Origin of the sequence: Devosia sp. Root413D1 (assembly GCF_001425235.1) — a bacterium.
Classification (GTDB): domain Bacteria; phylum Pseudomonadota; class Alphaproteobacteria; order Rhizobiales; family Devosiaceae; genus Devosia_A.
This window is the reverse complement of the sequence record NZ_LMEA01000007.1, coordinates 21,786-38,401: the sequence shown is the minus strand read 5'-3', so window position 1 is coordinate 38,401 and position 16,616 is coordinate 21,786. Positions and strand designations below refer to the sequence as shown.

Here is a 16,616-nt window from a genome sequence, read left to right as displayed (position 1 = left end):
CCAATCGCGTTCCAACGTAGACGCAAGCCGCTAGGGATTGTGACCGGCAACGTATGCGGCATACTGGGCCGGCGACCGCGAGGGCGACCAATGTGCAATCTCTACAGCGTGACCACGAACCACGAAGCGATGGTGAGGCTTCGCGCCGAGTGGGAGAAGGCCATCCGTAACGTCCCGCCGCTCTATGGGGTCTATCCCGACTACTTCGCCCCGATCTGCGCAATGGCCGACGACCGACGCGTGATGAAGCTGGCACGCTGGGGACTTCCCTCGCTCAAGGATGAACCAGGCGACAAGGTCAACAAGGGGACGACGAACGTCCGACACTCGTGGTTCGACGACTGGAAAGGCTACCTCGGCGTCGAGCATCGGTGTCTAGTGCCGTGGAATCGCTTCTCTGAGCCTACCAAGCTCGAGGATGGCAAGACCGGTTGGGCTTGGTTCGCGCTGAACGAGGATGCGCCGGTCGCCTTCTTCGCGGGTCTGTGGACCCCATGGCATGGTGTCCGGCGGAAAGATGAAGGCGCGATGCAGCACGACGTTTTCGCCTTCTTCACCACCGCCCCCAACGCGGACGTGAGGCCGGTCCACGAAAAGGCCATGCCAGTCGTCCTCACCACCGAGGAGGAGTTCGATGTCTGGCTCCGCGCACCCTGGAGCGAGGCCAAAGCACGCAGCGGCCGTTGCCGGACGGGTCACTAACCGTCGTGGCGGAGAAGCCACTGAAATGGCTGCCGGTGCTCAAGGGGGAGCCGGAAGGCGGTGATCCCCTTCGGCTGCCGATGCAGCCCTCACTGCTTTAGCGGCTCAGGGGCAAACCCTCATACATTATGAGTTGGAAGATGGTGGGGGTCTTAGTTAGCGAGTAGAGGAGATGAATCGTGACCCAGATCAAAGTTCTTATGGTCGCTTGCCTTGCGGCCCTGATGTCGATCGGCGGGGTCGACCATGCCAACGCCCAGGTTGTGCAGGGAGAAGAGCATTGTGTGGTGAACGTAAGGACGACCGACGTCCTGAACATCCGCGCCAGAAATAGTGCTGCCAGCAAGGTCGTCGCCACGCTCCACTATGGAGAGTGCGGAATTGTCGTGACTGGCTCCTGCAAAAACTCTTGGTGCCCGGTGGAGGACGGTCACAACGCCGGATGGGTCAGGAGCAGCTTCATCTCCATGGTGTCGCCCGCCCTCTACTGCGTGACAGGCGTCGGCGCCGGCGACGGATTGAATCTTCGAGCGTTCCCGTCTGCAAGCTCGCGCATAGTCACCGTGCTGCATCGACGCCAGTGCGATATCGCTTTCCTGCCATACGCCGTCAACGGCTGGCAGAAAGTGCGTGCCGACGGGTATGAGGGCTGGGTGAACCGGAAGTACGTTTCAGGGGAATAGACGCCTGCCAAGTCGTTAGATACGAAACTTCAGCAGATCACCCTGAACCTAGTGGGGTGATGCTCGTTATCCGTCGACATCGGGGAGATGAGCATGCAGATCGAGGCTGGGTTTACAATTGCCTATGACTGTCCAAGACCCACCCCGATGCTCTTGACCCTCAAGGTGCACCCGACGCGGCGCGCCGACTTCCTGACGACGGAGTTGCTGACATTTTCGCCATTCGTCGAGACGTGGGACTACAACGATGGCTTCGGCAACGTCTGCACTCGACTGACAGCGCCTGCTGGCCGGCTCACGATTTCGACCGCGTTTGAAATCTACGACAGCGGACTACCCGACGTTGTTCCTCACGACGCGGCTCAGCACAACATCCGCGATCTGCCCGACGACACCTTGGTGTACGTTCTCGGCTCCCGCTACTGCGAGACGGACCTCCTTTCGGACATCGCCTGGCAGCTCTTTGATGGGACCCAGCCAGGGTGGCCACGAGTGCAAGCGATCCTGGATTTCGTGCATAATCACATTCACTTCGACTATCAGCAGGCGGACAAGACCCGTTCGGCCTATGGAGCATATCTGCAGAAGGTTGGGGTCTGCCGCGACTTCACCCATCTCGCGGTGACTTTATGTCGGTGCATGAACATCCCTGCCCGATACTGTACGGGCTACCTTGGGGATATCGGGGTGCCCCTGTCCGCGGCGCCCATGGATTTTTCGGCATGGTTCGAGGTTTACCTTGGCGGGCACTGGTATACGGCCGACGCACGACACAATACCCCGCGGATAGGGCGCATTCTAATGGCGACGGGACGCGACGCGACCGACGTCGCGCTGTCCACGCAATTTGGTCCGTCGATACTGTCTCAATTTGCGGTGGTTACCGAAGAGGCCGGTGCAAACGGGCGAGTGAGCGGTCGCACTTAGGAACATCTATGCTCCCTAAGAAATCGATCTCAGACCTGCGGAACAAAGCTGTTAGCTCAGGGTTACTCGCTCGCGACCGCCGTTGGTCGGAGGTCGCCGAACTTGGAGGAAGACATGGCTTTCGATGGAGTTGGCTGGCTTGCAGCAATCATTATCGGTGGACTGGCGGGATGGCTTGCCGCGATCATGATGAAGTCGAATACCGGGATCTTTATGAACATTATCCTCGGCGTCGTCGGCGCCATAGTGGCGAGTCTGCTACTTGGCTTGCTCGGCATTGGCTTCGGTGGCTGGCTCGGGTACCTGATCGCGGGCTTTATCGGCGCATGTATTCTCATAGCGATAGGGCGCGCCGTCAGTTCACGCCGAGTGTGAGGCCAGGAACAAACCACTCCCCTGTAGGTTGACGCATGTGTCACATAGGTTCGCCCCCGAGTGGCACTGACTAGGGCCGCGCTCTGAACCCTCGGAGCGCGGTCTTTCACGCGAGGGAACCTAGTGAAGAGATTGGGATTGTTGTCGTCGAAAATCGCGGAGCCAATATGCTGCACATTCCCTCACACGCCCAACCCAGCCCCGTCGAGAAGGTCGCTTTGGCTCGCCTCGCCCTGAGCCCCGATCTCTGTCCGCCACCACATCTACGCGACGAACTGGAGGCGAAGGGTTGGCTCCGGATCACCAAAACTGGTGAACCGAGACTGACGGGTCTCGGTCAGGAGCTCGTTGATCGCTATTGAATGCCTGGCGCCTACATCTGCTTCTTTTGACGAGTAGGTAAGACGCCCTTCAAGTGATCGTCCGCGACTGGCTTCAGGGTCAGGGTTCGCCTTCCCGAAAGTACCAGATGCCTGAGCCCATCAAAGACGCGATCGTCTCCATCGCCACCCTACGCGCTAGCTCCCTTGAGGCTTGGCTACTTAGCCATGGCTTTACCGTGCACCATCAGTCCGAGAGCGCCGACGGCGCTGTGACCTTCTACGCGGTCGAAGACCTTTCGGCGGAAGGCCGGGAGGAGTTGCGAGAGATCGGCGCCGAAATCGTAAGCGAATGGAAGCAGGGCGGGCCGCAGGACAAGTGAACGCGACGGCCACGGTCAAGTAGCCATTTCACCTGCGAGGTCCGAACTTTCGTACACTCTCACCACCGCTCAACCAGTCAACCGGCTCTGACCACCTTAACAACGCTTGTGGGGGCCTCCCTATCAAGCTCCGCATCTCCATGCCGGCTCCATGGGCGCCAGTGTACGTAGCAGGTCGGTCCTTCCAACCGAGACGAAATGTCGGGTGATAGGTGCCACAGACAGAGCAGAACACATGGGCAGCCAAAAGCTCCCGACCCGCGTAGAAGTCGAATTCCCAGCCGAGACGCTGCACTGCCATCTCGAGGCGCAACTGCCCGGTATGCGAGCACACCCAGTAGTTCGAGCAGTCGCAGTCTATAACCTGATCGCTATCGAGGAACTGCCGCAGGGTGCGAACTTCAAACGTTGGCATCGCGGCCTCAGTGGAAGTTGCGGCCTGATGGAAGCGCGTCTCGGATGCGCCTCCGCTCCGACTCGCGCTCGTGCTGCTTGTCGGAGCCGCGGGCACTGCCATGCGGGCCGGTCTTGCCTTCATCAGCTCGGGCGATGACAGCGTCACCCATGTCGTATCCGCTGGCGAGGTCGATCAGCATCGGAGTGAAGTCGTATACCTCACGGGCGATGACGTGGACGACGAGCCCCTCCTTCTGAACCTCGCCGCGAACTGCCATCAACCGTGAGCCGAGCACGAAGCGCCGATATTTCTCGAAGACTTTGGGCCAGACGATAATGTTCGCCAGCCCAGTTTCATCCTCAAGGCTGGCAAAGATAACACCGCTCGCCGTGCCCGGGCGCTGGCGCACCAGGACGACGCCGGCTGTGGTGACAATGCGACCGGCCGGAACGTCGCGCAGTGAGCCAGCCGGGACAATCCCTTTGCCTGTTAGGCTTTCCCGCAGGAAGCTAACCGGGTGCGCTTTCAGCGAGAGACTGAGCATCCTATAGTCGTGGACTACCTGCTCCCCGGGCGGCATAGGCGGCAAGTCGGCGTCGGGTTCTGGCTGGGAGCTGGGTCGACCGGCGGCGACAAACAGCGGTAGGTTCTCGGCCCCAATCCCTCCCCTTAGGCCGCCGACAGCCCATTTGGCATCCCGCCTGGTGAGCCCTAGCGACTGGAAGGCATCTGCGTCGGCCAGCGTCTCCAGCGTAGATTGCGCCAGTCCGGTGCGCAGCCAGAGGTCGCGTACGCTGTCGTAACCCCTGCCCCGTCGGGCCACGACTAGATTGGCGTCATCGTCGCTGAGTCCCTTTACGAACCCCAACCCGAGCCGAATGGCATTGGTCGCTTGGATGTCGTTCCGCATGTCAGCGTGTTGCCGCCAGAGTCGATCTGTACCCGGCGTGCCCGGCTCGAGCACAGAGGCGAGGTCGGACTGGTTGATGTCGACGTTCCGAACCTCTACCCCGTGCTCCTGCGCGTCACGGACGATCTGCGATGGCGCATAAAACCCCATCGGCTGACTGTTCAGCAGCGCGCAGGCGAAGGCATCAGGATAGTGGCACTTCAGCCAGCAAGACACGTAGACCAGCAGCGCGAACGAGGCCGCATGACTCTCGGGAAACCCATAGGAACCAAAGCCCTCGATCTGCTTGAAGCAGGCCTCGGCAAACTCCTGCTGATATCCGTTCTTCAGCATGCCGCCGATAAACTCCGCCTTGAACTTTCCGACCCCGCCAGTCCGCTTGAAGGTCGCCATCGATCGCCTGAGCTGGTCTGCCGCGCCCGGAGAGAACCCAGCGCCAACGATAGCGATTTTCATCGCCTGTTCCTGGAACAGGGGCACGCCGTAGGTCTTCTTGAGGACGGCCTCGAGCTCCTTAGACGGATAACTAACCGGCTCCAGGCCCAACCGGCGCTTCAGATAGGGATGCACCATGCCGCCCTGGATTGGGCCAGGACGAACAATAGCCACCTCGATGACGAGATCGTAGAACTTGGCCGGCTTCAGCCGCGGCAACATGGACATTTGCGCGCGGCTTTCTATCTGGAAAACGCCAATCGTATCGGCGCGCTGGATCATGGCGTATGTACGTGGATCCTCGGCGGGCACCGATGAGAGCGTCAGGTCTTGTCCATAGTGGGTGTGCAGCAGTTCGAACGTGCGGCGAATGCAGCTAAGCATGCCCAGCGCCAGCACATCGACCTTGAGGATGCCCAGAGCGTCGAGGTCGTCTTTATCCCATTCGACCGTAGTGCGGTCGACCATCGCCGCGTTCATTACCGGCACGAGGTTGTCGAGGCGGTCGCGGGTAATGACAAAGCCGCCGACGTGCTGTCCCAGATGCCGGGGAAAGCCCATCAACTCCCCGACGATAGTCAGCACATGAATGAGTGCGACGTCGTCCGGGTCGAAACCATTCTCGCGCAGCCGCTCCGGCGTGATCCCGGTGTCGTTCCATCCCCAGCTCATCCCGTTGAGGCTCTGGATCATGTCGTCTGACAGGCCGAAGACTTTCGCTACCTCGCGGATTGCGCCCTTGGCGCGGTATGTCGTGACGGTGGCGGTAAGCGCGCAGCGATGCCGGCCATACTTCTGGTAGAGGTATTGCATCACCTCTTCGCGGCGCTCGTGCTCGAAATCGACGTCGATATCGGGCGGCTCGTCGCGCTCTGTGGAGACGAAGCGCTCGAACAAAAGATCCACCAGCATTGGGTCAACTTCGGTGACGCCGAGGCAGAAACACACGACGGAATTGGCGGCCGATCCTCGTCCTTGGCAGAGGATGCCACGCTCTTCCCGCGCAAAGCGCACCATGTCGTGGACGGTAAGGAAGTAAGCCGCGTACTTCATCTCGCCAATGAGCTGCAACTCGTGCTCGAGGCCCAGCCTAACGCGCTCTGGAACACCACTGGGGTAACGCCGACCGGCGCCTTCCCAAGACAGCCGCTCCAGCGTCTCCTGGGCGGTCTCGCCGTTGCCAATCGTCTCTTCGGGGTAGTTATACTTCAGCTCATCAAGCGAGAAGTGGATGAGGCTGGCGAAGCGTTCAGTCTCGGCGATGGCCTCCGGGTAACGCTCGAAGAGGCGCCGCATCTCGGTTTCAGGCTTGAGGTAACGCTCAGCGTTCTGCTGCAGCCGTCTGCCTGCGTTCTCCAGCGTCAGATGCTCACCGATGCAGGTGACCACATCGTGCAGGATCTTGCGGGTGGGGTGATGGAATAGCACGTCGTTGATCGCTATCATTGGCACGCCATGCCGCGTCGCCATGTCTGCGGTGCGCGCCAGGTTGGCCGTGTCCTTTCCCTTGAACTCGCACCGTCCGGCCAACCAGACCCGACCAGGTGCCATCATGGCGAGCCGCCCGAGCGCCTCCTCGCCAGCTTCCGAGAATATAGGGGGCATGATTAGGATTTGGCCTTCAGCGAAGCTCGCCAAGTCATCGATCGTTAGGTGGCACTCGCCCTTCGGCGCGCGTCGGTTGCCCGTCGTCAGCAGCGCACAGAGGCGGCCGTAGGCGGTGCGGTCTGTCGGATAAGCCACAATATCGGGCGTCGTGTCAGTGAACGACAGGCGCACGCCGACCAGGTAACGGAACGTCGGGTCAACCTTCCAGATATCTCGCGCGGCTATGTGGCCACGCACCACCCCGGCAAAGGAGTTTCTGTCGCAGACGCCGATTCCGCGGAGACCCAGCGCCGCGGCTTGATGCACGAGCTCGCCAGGGTGGGACGCACCGCGAAGAAAGGAGAAGTTGCTGGCTGCAACCAGCTCGGCATAAGCCACGAGTGCACCTCATTTACGTCTGAGGTGAGGACTCATATACCCACGAACGAAACGAGAACAAGCCAAAAGAAGGAACTGGGGAGGTCGAAGCCAGTTATCTCAGCGTTGGGCGCCTGGGGTATCCGCACACGGGCGAGCGCGCCGATCGAGTGTCTCAAAGGCGACCGTTCAAAAGCTGGTAGCCATAAGCCAGCCCACGCTGGGAGGATGCTCAAGCTTCGACGGCAGAGGTGATGTCAGCGAGCAACTGATCTGCGCGCTTGGTAGGCTTTCTAGCGATGGTATCAAGCAGGGCGATTGTGGCCCAACTCTCCAACATCGCGTTCGCTATCCATACGGGATCCCGCCTGCTCGAGGCCCCCTTTGAAAGAGCCAAGTTTCGTTGATGGCCAAACTCTTGGATCCAATTCTGGAGCATCGCAGGATTGCGACGGCCCAACCAGAGCACCGGCACCGCCTGGTTTAGAGTCCTGAGCGCTGTGAAGCGATCTTGTGGACTGAGCGACTTGGCTGCTGCCAAATTTGATCGCACTTCACGCAGATGAAACCACGTCGCCAGCCAACGCCTCATTTGTGCAAACCCCGCTCCATAACGAGCACTATAGTGCGTAGCACGAAAGTGCACAATTTGGCCGTCTGCATTAATGGACGTGCGGCGTACAGTTGGGGAGAATGTAAGGGCGTTCAGGCTGGCAAGCGGCCTGTCACAAGAGACGATCGCCGAGCGCATTGGCGCCGATCGGGCCTACATCAGCGCTTTGGAACTTGGGAAGCGAAACCCGACAGTCCTCACTCTGTGGCATGTCGCCCAAGCGCTGGCCGTTTCGCTGAGCGAATTGGTTGCGGAGCCCCCTGCCCCTCACTCTGACCCGCCAGCTCGGCGGCGAGCTCCCAAGCGTTGACTGCTATGTATTGGCTGGGGTCGATGGCGGGAGAAGCGCCGCCGCATGAATACGCTGTCTGTTTGCCCAGGAAGCAGGTGGCCGCTTGAGCCCACCACCAAAACCAGACGAGCCGGGCTTGGAGAATATATCTGCCCCGAACCACCATGCACAGCGAGCGTGAGGTATGCCGAAAGGCGGGAACTGGCCTTACTGAGTACGCTTGCTGAGGTCTATCCCAATGACGCGCAGCTCGTCGACGCCGGGGTACTTGGGTGACAGCTCGAGCCAGTGGTCCTGCAGCGCGCGAACGAGGCCTTCGAAGTTCGCCAGCGTGCCGTCGGGGAGCTGCCACCGGTGGCGTTCTTTTCCGCGATTGACGAGCAGGTAGATGCCCCGTGACGACCGACGATCGCGCATATAGTCGCCCGAAAGCTGGTTCTCGAACCGTTCAAAAAGCTTAGGACCGGTCCATCTGTCGGCGATCTTCAGCTCAGCTGGCACGGGCGAAGCGATGCCGACACCGTGGAAGCGAAGGTCTGTGCGCTTCTCGTCCGCAAGCTCTTCCTCTTGCGGTATCTGGTATCGGCCGGCAGACATGCGTTCAAGCTCGTGAGCGAAATAGTTGCGCATCACTTCCTCCTGGTCGATGTCCAGAAGCACGCTAGCAACGCTGGTGTCCCCGTTCTCCATATCGTCCTTGACGTCGAGCAAATGGTTTACGGCGAGATCGAACAGTTCCCGATGGTTGCGAGGAGTGCGCTCTTGCTCGTCGTGGAACTCCCGCACCTGCTCGGGCGTCCACGCATCCATGTCGGCATCTTGCGTGGCGCGTTGCAACGCCCGGTGTGCGATCCATCGGCCGGTATCGGCATCGCGTTCCCCCGCAGCAATGCTTTTCATCGCGATGTAGGCCTCCTTACCGCTGGTGGAGTTCAGGAGGTTGAAGATGGCATCCCTTGAGTTTTGAGCGCGGTCCCGCAGCGTCGGTGAATAGGCTTCCCCGTTTGCGCGGTCGATGTCTTCGGAACGGTGAATATGCCTGTGTAGTAGCCTATAAAGCTGTTCCAGGAATTGTGGCTCCTTGAACGCCGTTCGTCCCATGGGAAAGTCGCTACGCCGGTCGCCGAAAAGATGCGTCGCATAGCTCATGGCGACGTCAACGGACTCCCGGTTTTCGGAGAGCCCGTCCAGATATCCCGAGAAGGCCGGAATAGCTGTTGCGGGCTCAATCCCTGTCCAAACCGCATACCACTGTACGGCATGCTTCGTGTCCGGATCGGCAGCGCGCTCCTTCGCCAAAGCGAGGATGTCTTCATCAGGCACGCCAGAGGCGAGCACGATATGGAGGAGCTTGGAGAGCGTCTCACTATTCGTCGGCTCGCGGCGGCGGAGTAGGTCGAAGATTGCCGGACCGAGCTCCGCCCATGCCCATTTTCCTGACCAGGCGAGATCGGAAATTATGTAGTGCATGCCACCCTCCGGCTCGGAGGCGATCTCGAACTCCACCTCACGCATTATGAGTGCGGCTAGCGCTCCCTTGTGCTGCGCGAACAGATCAGGGAACCAGTCTGGAAAGCCGTTGAGCTCATGTGACGCAAACAGCCAGGCTCGCTTAGCATCTTGCTCAGAGGCATTCTTTGCCCAATCAGGGGTTTCACGGGCTTCAATCGCCAGACCTGTTAGTCCGATGATGGTCGAGGCCGTCGTCGTATTGGCCTCTGCTCCCTCCGAGCGAAGTTTCGGGGAGGCCCTGTGAGCATGCAGGATGACACCGTCCCGATAAGCTCTCGCAATGTCCTCACCGAACTCTGGAATGAGCGAGCGCCAGTCACCAGAGGTCCATTTGCCTTTCTGTTCCGCCTTGTTGCGCGTCTGATGGTGCAAGTACCACTGCGTTCTCGAAATGTCGTTGGGGTCCGGAAATCCCGGATCGCGCAGAGTGTCCAGATGCTTACCGATATTGTCCCGCGACTTTCGCAGGTTGTCCTTCTCACGGCGCGCGCGAGCCCTGGATTGCTTCTTCCACTTCTGGTTTTGCCGCGACAGTTCGTCATCACGTCTGGGTGGATGCAGAAATAGATCGAGGCGCGCGGTCAGCTCCGCGATGCCCGTGACTGCGCTCTTGAGCTGCTTCAGCTTGGCCGCGCCGCGCCCGCCCTGAACGTAAGAATCGAGCGCACCCGACAAGGCCACCAGCTTGTCGTCCATCAGATCGCGAGCGGCTATCTCACCGATGAAATAGTCGAAGTCGCCAGCAGAAAATCGCCAGAAGGCTTCGAAAGAATTTGCCTGCCATATGTTGGTCACGGGGCCGAAGTTTGTGCCCTCGTGATCCCTGCGGGCTCTTGCTACCTCGGCCCAGAAAAGCGTGCGGTTCAGCTCCTGCCATTCGGGCACCAATTTAGAGAAGTCCGCTTTCAGATCGCGGATGTCGCTGTCAAATCTCTTCGACACCGGGAGCATACCTAGAACGCTTAACGCGACTTCAGACATCGCGGCAGGGTGTCGTTCACTGACGAGCCGCTCCACCGCTGCAGCAGCAGGGTGCAACAGCCATCCGAACCGCGTCGAAATCTTGCAGAACCGCGCGTCGACGAAAGGCGCGACAGACAAAAGCTGGTGCAGCCCATTCAGAAGCCTGGGCAGATTCTCGATCGGCATCTTCTCGGCGACCTTGGTAACGCCGTGCTGAAGATGATCGACCGTGTACTTTGCGACCGCGCCCGTTCTTTCCAGCTCTTGGAGGAGCCAGTCTATCTCTTCCCCGCTTCCCTCCAGCGTATCGCATAGCTCGTTGAGCCACTCTCTGTTCGGAGGGGCGGGTTCACGTGCGATCGCGTCGCGCACGTCACGCATATCGTCCTTTGAGCCGACAGCGTTCACTGCCCGAATGGCGGCCATACGTTGATATTGTCCTGCAGTTGCAAGAAGTGCCTGCGCTTTGGCCTCAGGCAGTGCGTCCTTGATATCGCCGAGCCAGATCATCCGAAGCAGAAAACTCGCCGCCTCCTGATCCCCTGCATGCTGCTGCAACAGCCGGCGAATGTCGTCGCTCAGATCAGCATGGGCAAAACGCTGGACTGCGGCGTAGTCGGTCGGCGCTCTGGGGGAGTGTCCCGGCACCAAATCCCCGACCACTTCACTCAGAATCTGCTGGCGCGTCGGAAGTGGCAGAGACGGAGGATCGCCACCTTCGAACAGCACTTCTGGCGCAAGCAGGCGCACCCGCTCGCGAATGCGATCGTCGTGCAGTGCGACCCAGGGGAGTATTGGCCTCATAAGGGGAACGATCACGTCGACGCCGTAGCTCGTCTTGAAGAACATGTCTTCGATGGCACGGCGCGAGGCCGGATGTTGGAGCAGCTCTCGAAGCCATTCGGCCGTCAGATACTCCCGGACCGTCCGGTGATGAAATCTCACCGCGCCATAAATGGCGGCGTCGAAGATCGGACGCTCAAGCAGCGTTTTTCGCTCCGCAGGAGACCAGTCCGAGAGAACCTTGTCGACCGCGATGCCATCCAGTCCGTCTTGTCCATCGGGCACTTGAATGGAGGCATTGCGTCCAAGGGTGGCAGCCGCTGCAAGCAGCTTCGCTCCGAGCAGGGCCTTTGCTTCCGTTAGGGGGGCAACGTCTGCACGTTCCTGATCGCGCTCCTTTAGACGGCGCTCCACGCCATCTTCCATGATTGTGCGGCGTGTACCGATCGCACCGCGCTTCAACCACGACGCGACAAGATCTTCGAGGTCTTGCGGCAACGCCGCGAATGACCAGGCGTCCGCCCGCTCAATCGCATCGCCGAAAGCCTTTGTGTCATTCACCCCGCGCGCAGCGGCGAACGTCTCTACCTGCTCGCGTGACAGGCCTTCCAGGGTGACAATTCTGAATGGCGCCGAAGAGCTCGGCTTATCTTTCCTGACGCTGGATACGGACGTATCGGTACTAGGTTCATCGCCATCGCCGTCGTCTTCCATCAGCCTGTCAATCAGCTCATCAGCCGATGACACGCCATCTGGGGAAACGTCGTTCGCTACTTTGGTGACCGGGGTGAATGGCAGATAGGCCTTGGCACGATCAAGGTCAGTCTTCGGCCGCCATGCCGACATGCGTCCGCTGAGGAACACGTGCGTCCGATCAAGCGCGAGCTTCAGTTTTTCTCCGAGCAGCCGGAGCGCCAATTCGAAATCCTTCGGGTGGCGCAGGCGTGCTTCGTCAACGGAATCTAAGAACAGCCAACCTTCCGCGCCTGATGCCAGCCACTCGTCGAACTCGTCTTTGGAGCCAACGTCAAACGCGGTCGAGAAATGGTCCGGAATGTTCTCCAGCCGCAAGAAGAACGCGGCCCTACCCTCCGATCGCAACTGCTTGGCAATCGTGCGAAATTCTTCCGTTTTCCCCGAGCCCGCTTCCGACAGGACAACCACCCGATAGTCCTGCAGTAGTTCCGCCCATTGGATGCCGTTCGAGACGTAGAAAGCATTGGACAAATCGGACTCATCGCTCTCGCTGGCATAGCTGGAGAGCTCCCGAAAGCTCCGGCCCAACGGCACGTGCTCAAAATCATCAGAAACGGGCATGAGGACGCTCACCCTAAGGGTTCTTAAATTCGCGCAGCACTGTCATGAGCTGATGCATGTGGGTGTAGCGGACTGCGGGCTCAACGACGATGGTCCGGCCTGACCTAAGCGCAGATTGCCACACTGGGCGAAAGCGGCAAGCGGCTAGACGAGGCCCGCTGGGTTCGCCATCGCCAACGACATTCTCAACCTCAACCACGCCACTATGCGACGTCAACTAGTCCGGGAGCGGGTCGCGGTTACGGATCCAGCTTCCGGCCGCTTGAAGTCCCCCCACCGGTACACGCCACTTCAGACACTGCGTCCGCTTGAACCCACCGCCAAATGCGGACTGCAACTGCCATTGTATACCGGAACCGTACCAGCGGCGGTTCAGTACCTACAACCACGACGCCTTTATGAGGTCGAACGGGTTGAAGCGCCACGTAACCCGATGGACCCTAGATGCCGCCGCAACGTGCGGGTGAGGCGCGAGCAAGCTTCAATATCTATCGTTTTCGGAGCCTGGCGCAACCACAGTTCGTCAAGCTCCTTGAGTTGCACCTCGAGCGCACTGGCTTGCCGGATGACGATCCTCTCTCTCTCCGACGGCTCGCGCCCGAGTGCCGCCGTATGACCGACGACAAGTTCACGGAATCGGCGCGCCGCGGCTAAACCGACGTCGCGCAACGGCGACTTGTACGGTTGCAAATGGTTATCGTAAGGCGGCATTCGAGGCGCATTAATCGGTCAACTCTTGGACAGATTACAACGGACGACCTCACAAGGCACTGTTTTCGCTAGTCTATCTCTATCCAACTACATCCAAGTTTCTGCCTTAGGTAGGCAGAGGACTGGCACACGCGTGCCGTACAACTAATCTGTTGCGTAACCAGTCGGCTACCAACGCCCGAGCGGATCGTCCATAGGAATCGCGGCGCCGGGACCTTCATAGTCGCCCCTTAGCGGTTCGATCGGCGGGCTGAAGCTGTTGTCGGTAGGCCCTCCCTCAACGCTTTCCTCCGGGCTGCGCACCTGGCCAACGGCCCCACGGGCCCCCTCCACAGGAGCTGGCACTTCGACAGCCTCGAACAAGGCTCTTGCCTCACGGGCCGCGCGGCGCGTCTGCTCGGCCGCTTCAACAGCCTCCCGAGCCCGTAAAGCGACCTCCAATGCGACAAACGCGCCACGCCCCTCCTTTAGGGACTGCATAAATTCCGGCGCGTAATTCCTTTGCCGATACATCGTGGAGCGGTCCACGCCGAAGTGCTCTGCGATTTCGAGCACTGTGAAGCCGGCGCCAACTAGCGTTCTCACCTCGACCAGGAAGTTGGGAGGCAACTGTCTGGGTCGTCCTCGGATCGCTCCTGGTATCGCCTTAGCGGGATGCGTAGCCATCCGCATATTCCCAACGCTGCAGGGTGCCCGCCGCAGGGTGCCCCTGAAGGGGGCCAGGCCGCCCCCAAGGCGGCCGCTTGGCCCCAAGGGGGTGTGGGGGATTGTGGAGAGAGGGGGGATTGCAGAGGGATCGCAGGGGGGTTCGCGGTGGATTGGAGGGGCGTGATCGCAGGGGGTTCGTAGCCCTCGCCTGCCGGGACTGCAGGGGGATCGCACCCCCCGTATGGGACTCTGGCAGGTGCGTCACGCGGCCACCTCGACAATCTTCTTCATGCCCCTTGACGGCGCCCCGACGGGTACGACCGTGATCCTGTTCTGGTTGAACAAGCGCGTCATTGCTGCAAGCCATCGCTGGCGGGTGACTGTTCCATCGCGCTGTTCGAACATACTCGGCGCGTAATATGGCCCACCCGAGGGATTGACGTGCAAACCTTGCGCCGCGACCTCACGCAGCAACTCGAGGAAGCGTGTGTCATCTCGCTGGTTCTGCGCCGCCCAGTCCAGCGGCACTGCGGTCGACGCCCCCACGAGCTTGAAGACGCCGCCTTGGTAGCGCAGCGTCATCTCCAAGCTCATCGGGCCGTAGTTCGCCTTCTTGGGCGTCAACACGCGCAAGTCGGGATCGGGATTGCCCACCGCGGGGGGACGATCGAGGTAGAGGCGACTGCGAATGGAGTTGTTCCAGCCGGTCGAGCCCGACTGCCCGCTGCCGTCGTTCATCCCGCTCCGCGAGGGGTGTGACAGCAGCAGTACTGCGAGGTCCCTCGTCAGGCAAAGCTGCCTGAGGCGCTGAACGAAGGTCCGTACCTGGGCACGGTCGTTCTCGTTCGCAGAGTACACATCCGCTCGCGTGTCGAGGACCACAAGCTTGGGCCTCAGCTTCGCCACAGCGGCGACCAGCTGATCGAACACGACCGTCATCGTGAGCGTCTGGTGCTCGCCAGTCGCGGCGAGAGCAGTCGTGAGCGCGACAGTCTGGTCGATGAGGTGAAGCTGCGACAAGTCCTTAAGCGTCAATCCCTCGCTATGGGCGATCGCAGCGGCGCGACGATGGATTTCGTCCTCCTCGTCTTCGCAACTGTAATACAGCACGGGCGCCTCTGTAACTGCGTGCCCGAGCCAGTCACCGCCGGTCGCCATTGCGACGGCAAGTTGGAGAGCCAGCAGAGATTTGCCGGTGCCGCCATCGCCGCCGAGATCGCTGACAGTACGGTCAGGGATCAGGCCCTCGACGATCCAGCGACGCTCCGGAATGGGCAGGCCCTCGAGCGTATCGAGGCTCACTATCTCTAGCGGCCCCGGGCCTAGTTCATCGTTCGCGGCGCTTTGCCCGCTACCGGCTTCCTGTACGTCAGCAGTGGCTGTAAGCCGTGCTAGGTCACGTTGTACCATCTCGCTCCTCGCTGCCTCTGCTCGCTCGCGCCAACCAGGGGCGGCTTCGTTCGCAATGCGGATAATCGTACCGGCGCCGATGCGGTCAGGCGGTGACCTCGCCAGGGTCTCCCACCGCTCGCGCGTGCCGCCATAATTTTGCCCACGCTGCGACCACCGGTCGAACAACGCGAAGCCGTGCTCGCTGCCATCGGTGGCACGGAAAAGGGCCATGGCGACGCGGTTCCACTGCTGAAAGCCTGGCGGTGTCGGGATAACCGCCAAAGCCGCTGACAGCAGCCAGAGATCGGCATGCGGATTCTCGCCGGCGCGATGGTCACCACCGTCGTTTCTGGTCGCGACCGATCTCTCGACGAGCGTCCAATCGGAAGGCGCGATGCTCTCAAAATAATCGGTGAGCTGGAACCCCTGTTCCCGGGTCAGCTCCGGCAACGTGCCTACTGGCCTGCCGGTGAGTTCCCCCTTTGGCCAGCTGTAGGGTCTGCCGGTGTCCGGGTGGATGGCGTAGGCCGCGAACTGCTGCCCCGCGCCGAGTATTTCAATCTGGTGCGTCTCGCCATCCGTCGAGGTGAATGCTCTCGACTGCGTTTTCCGGAAAGGCACGCTCGTCTGGAACACCAACAGCGTTCTCGGCGCCCGGCCAATTCTCTCGACCGTCGGCCCGATTTTTTGCTCACACCAGGCGACCATCTTTGCCACCACCCCGGTATCCGTACTGTCGATGTCGACAGCCACCACCGACCCGGTCTTCACGCCAACGCCATAGCCCGTGAACATCCGGCTACGGTCCATGCTGTTGTAGTCGACGTTCTGCCAGCCTTTCTGGGCTGGGCGTTTGGTGCCCGGCTTGATCGGTACGATTGGATACCCCTGCTCAACGAGCGGCGGCCCGTGCGAACGGATGAAACCGCCAAGGTGCGAATCGATCGCAGCGGTCGCCGCACCGGCGCCGAGTGCCTCGGCAGACGGGGAGAGCGTCGCGATGTTCATGAAGCACGCCCTTTCTCGAACTCTGCGCGCACCTCCGCAGCCAAGGCCGACCGTTCTCTGTCGAAGCGGCGGCGCTGGGAGCGCGGCAACTGCGAGCGCGCTGCGTCGAGCAGGAAGTCGCTCACGTACTCAAAGGTCACCCGGCGGCCCTGAGCACGGGCTTGCGCGATCAGCGCCTGGTAAGTGCGTTCGCGATCAGGGAAGAAACGAGCCGGCGACGAGGAGGCGCCGTCCATTGACGGGCGCGGCATTCTGGAAGTAGACATGATTATATTCCTAA

The 16,616-nt window shown here is 60.7% G+C and carries 11 protein-coding genes; 6 read left to right on the top strand and 5 right to left on the bottom strand.

The genetic code is table 11. The features are described 5' to 3' along the window. Positions 1 to 90: 90 nt before the first annotated feature. The 5 genes from ASC89_RS04995 to ASC89_RS04975 all read left to right on the top strand — a co-directional run bounded on the left by ASC89_RS04995 (position 91) and on the right by ASC89_RS04975 (position 3,390). The gene (locus tag ASC89_RS04995; protein WP_055995388.1) at positions 91 to 702 is read left to right on the top strand and encodes an SOS response-associated peptidase family protein; all 612 of its coding nucleotides are present in this window, start codon (positions 91 to 93) and stop codon (positions 700 to 702) included. A gap of 179 nt (positions 703 to 881) precedes the next feature. Continuing rightward, positions 882 to 1,385 carry an SH3 domain-containing protein gene (locus ASC89_RS04990; protein ID WP_055995386.1) on the top strand — a complete coding sequence of 168 codons (504 nt, stop codon included), beginning with the start codon at positions 882 to 884 and terminating at the stop codon, positions 1,383 to 1,385. Positions 1,386 to 1,478: 93 nt separating this feature from the next. Then, positions 1,479 to 2,312: a transglutaminase family protein gene (locus tag ASC89_RS04985; RefSeq protein ID WP_055995383.1), complete on the top strand. Its 834-nt coding sequence runs from the start codon at positions 1,479 to 1,481 to the stop codon at positions 2,310 to 2,312. Positions 2,313 to 2,426: 114 nt separating this feature from the next. Further along, positions 2,427 to 2,687: a GlsB/YeaQ/YmgE family stress response membrane protein gene (locus ASC89_RS04980; protein ID WP_055995380.1), complete on the top strand. Its 261-nt coding sequence runs from the start codon at positions 2,427 to 2,429 to the stop codon at positions 2,685 to 2,687. A gap of 415 nt (positions 2,688 to 3,102) precedes the next feature. After that, positions 3,103 to 3,390, top strand: coding sequence for a hypothetical protein (locus tag ASC89_RS04975; RefSeq protein WP_156384510.1), 288 nt, complete (start codon positions 3,103 to 3,105; stop codon positions 3,388 to 3,390). Positions 3,391 to 3,812: 422 nt separating this feature from the next. Here ASC89_RS04975 and ASC89_RS04965 read toward each other — a convergent pair whose 3' ends face one another. After that, on the bottom strand, positions 3,813 to 7,118 hold the full coding sequence (locus ASC89_RS04965; RefSeq protein WP_055995371.1) for an error-prone DNA polymerase: 3,306 nt from the start codon (positions 7,116 to 7,118) through the stop codon (positions 3,813 to 3,815). 644 nt (positions 7,119 to 7,762) lie between these two features. Here ASC89_RS04965 and ASC89_RS28075 point away from each other — a divergent pair. Continuing rightward, positions 7,763 to 8,020, top strand: coding sequence for a helix-turn-helix domain-containing protein (locus ASC89_RS28075; protein ID WP_082533187.1), 258 nt, complete (start codon positions 7,763 to 7,765; stop codon positions 8,018 to 8,020). A gap of 189 nt (positions 8,021 to 8,209) precedes the next feature. Here ASC89_RS28075 and ASC89_RS04955 read toward each other — a convergent pair whose 3' ends face one another. From ASC89_RS04955 to ASC89_RS04935, 4 genes are all read right to left on the bottom strand, one after another. Further along, on the bottom strand, positions 8,210 to 12,577 hold the full coding sequence (locus ASC89_RS04955; protein ID WP_055995365.1) for a hypothetical protein: 4,368 nt from the start codon (positions 12,575 to 12,577) through the stop codon (positions 8,210 to 8,212). Positions 12,578 to 13,456: 879 nt separating this feature from the next. Next, entirely contained in the window at positions 13,457 to 13,954 is a 498-nt protein-coding gene (locus ASC89_RS29225) for a helix-turn-helix domain-containing protein (RefSeq protein WP_407065056.1), read from the bottom strand. 243 nt (positions 13,955 to 14,197) lie between these two features. Beyond that, positions 14,198 to 16,336 carry an AAA family ATPase gene (locus ASC89_RS04940; protein ID WP_055995356.1) on the bottom strand — a complete coding sequence of 713 codons (2,139 nt, stop codon included), beginning with the start codon at positions 16,334 to 16,336 and terminating at the stop codon, positions 14,198 to 14,200. Beyond that, positions 16,333 to 16,602: a hypothetical protein gene (locus ASC89_RS04935; protein ID WP_156384508.1), complete on the bottom strand. Its 270-nt coding sequence runs from the start codon at positions 16,600 to 16,602 to the stop codon at positions 16,333 to 16,335. The genes ASC89_RS04940 and ASC89_RS04935 overlap by 4 nt, the downstream gene beginning before the upstream one ends. Positions 16,603 to 16,616 lie beyond the last annotated feature (14 nt).

What these genes read in the sequence shown, in the direction of transcription:
- ASC89_RS04985 (WP_055995383.1), top strand. Translation starts at nt 1,479, where the DNA reads ATGCAGATCGAGGCTGGGTTTACAATTGCCTATGACTGTCCAAGACCC.
- ASC89_RS04935 (WP_156384508.1), bottom strand. Translation starts at nt 16,602, where the DNA reads ATGTCTACTTCCAGAATGCCGCGCCCGTCAATGGACGGCGCCTCCTCG.
- ASC89_RS29225 (WP_407065056.1), bottom strand. Translation starts at nt 13,954, where the DNA reads ATGGCTACGCATCCCGCTAAGGCGATACCAGGAGCGATCCGAGGACGA.
- ASC89_RS04940 (WP_055995356.1), bottom strand. Translation starts at nt 16,336, where the DNA reads ATGAACATCGCGACGCTCTCCCCGTCTGCCGAGGCACTCGGCGCCGGT.
- ASC89_RS04955 (WP_055995365.1), bottom strand. Translation starts at nt 12,577, where the DNA reads ATGCCCGTTTCTGATGATTTTGAGCACGTGCCGTTGGGCCGGAGCTTT.
- ASC89_RS04980 (WP_055995380.1), top strand. Translation starts at nt 2,427, where the DNA reads ATGGCTTTCGATGGAGTTGGCTGGCTTGCAGCAATCATTATCGGTGGA.
- ASC89_RS28075 (WP_082533187.1), top strand. Translation starts at nt 7,763, where the DNA reads ATGGACGTGCGGCGTACAGTTGGGGAGAATGTAAGGGCGTTCAGGCTG.
- ASC89_RS04995 (WP_055995388.1), top strand. Translation starts at nt 91, where the DNA reads ATGTGCAATCTCTACAGCGTGACCACGAACCACGAAGCGATGGTGAGG.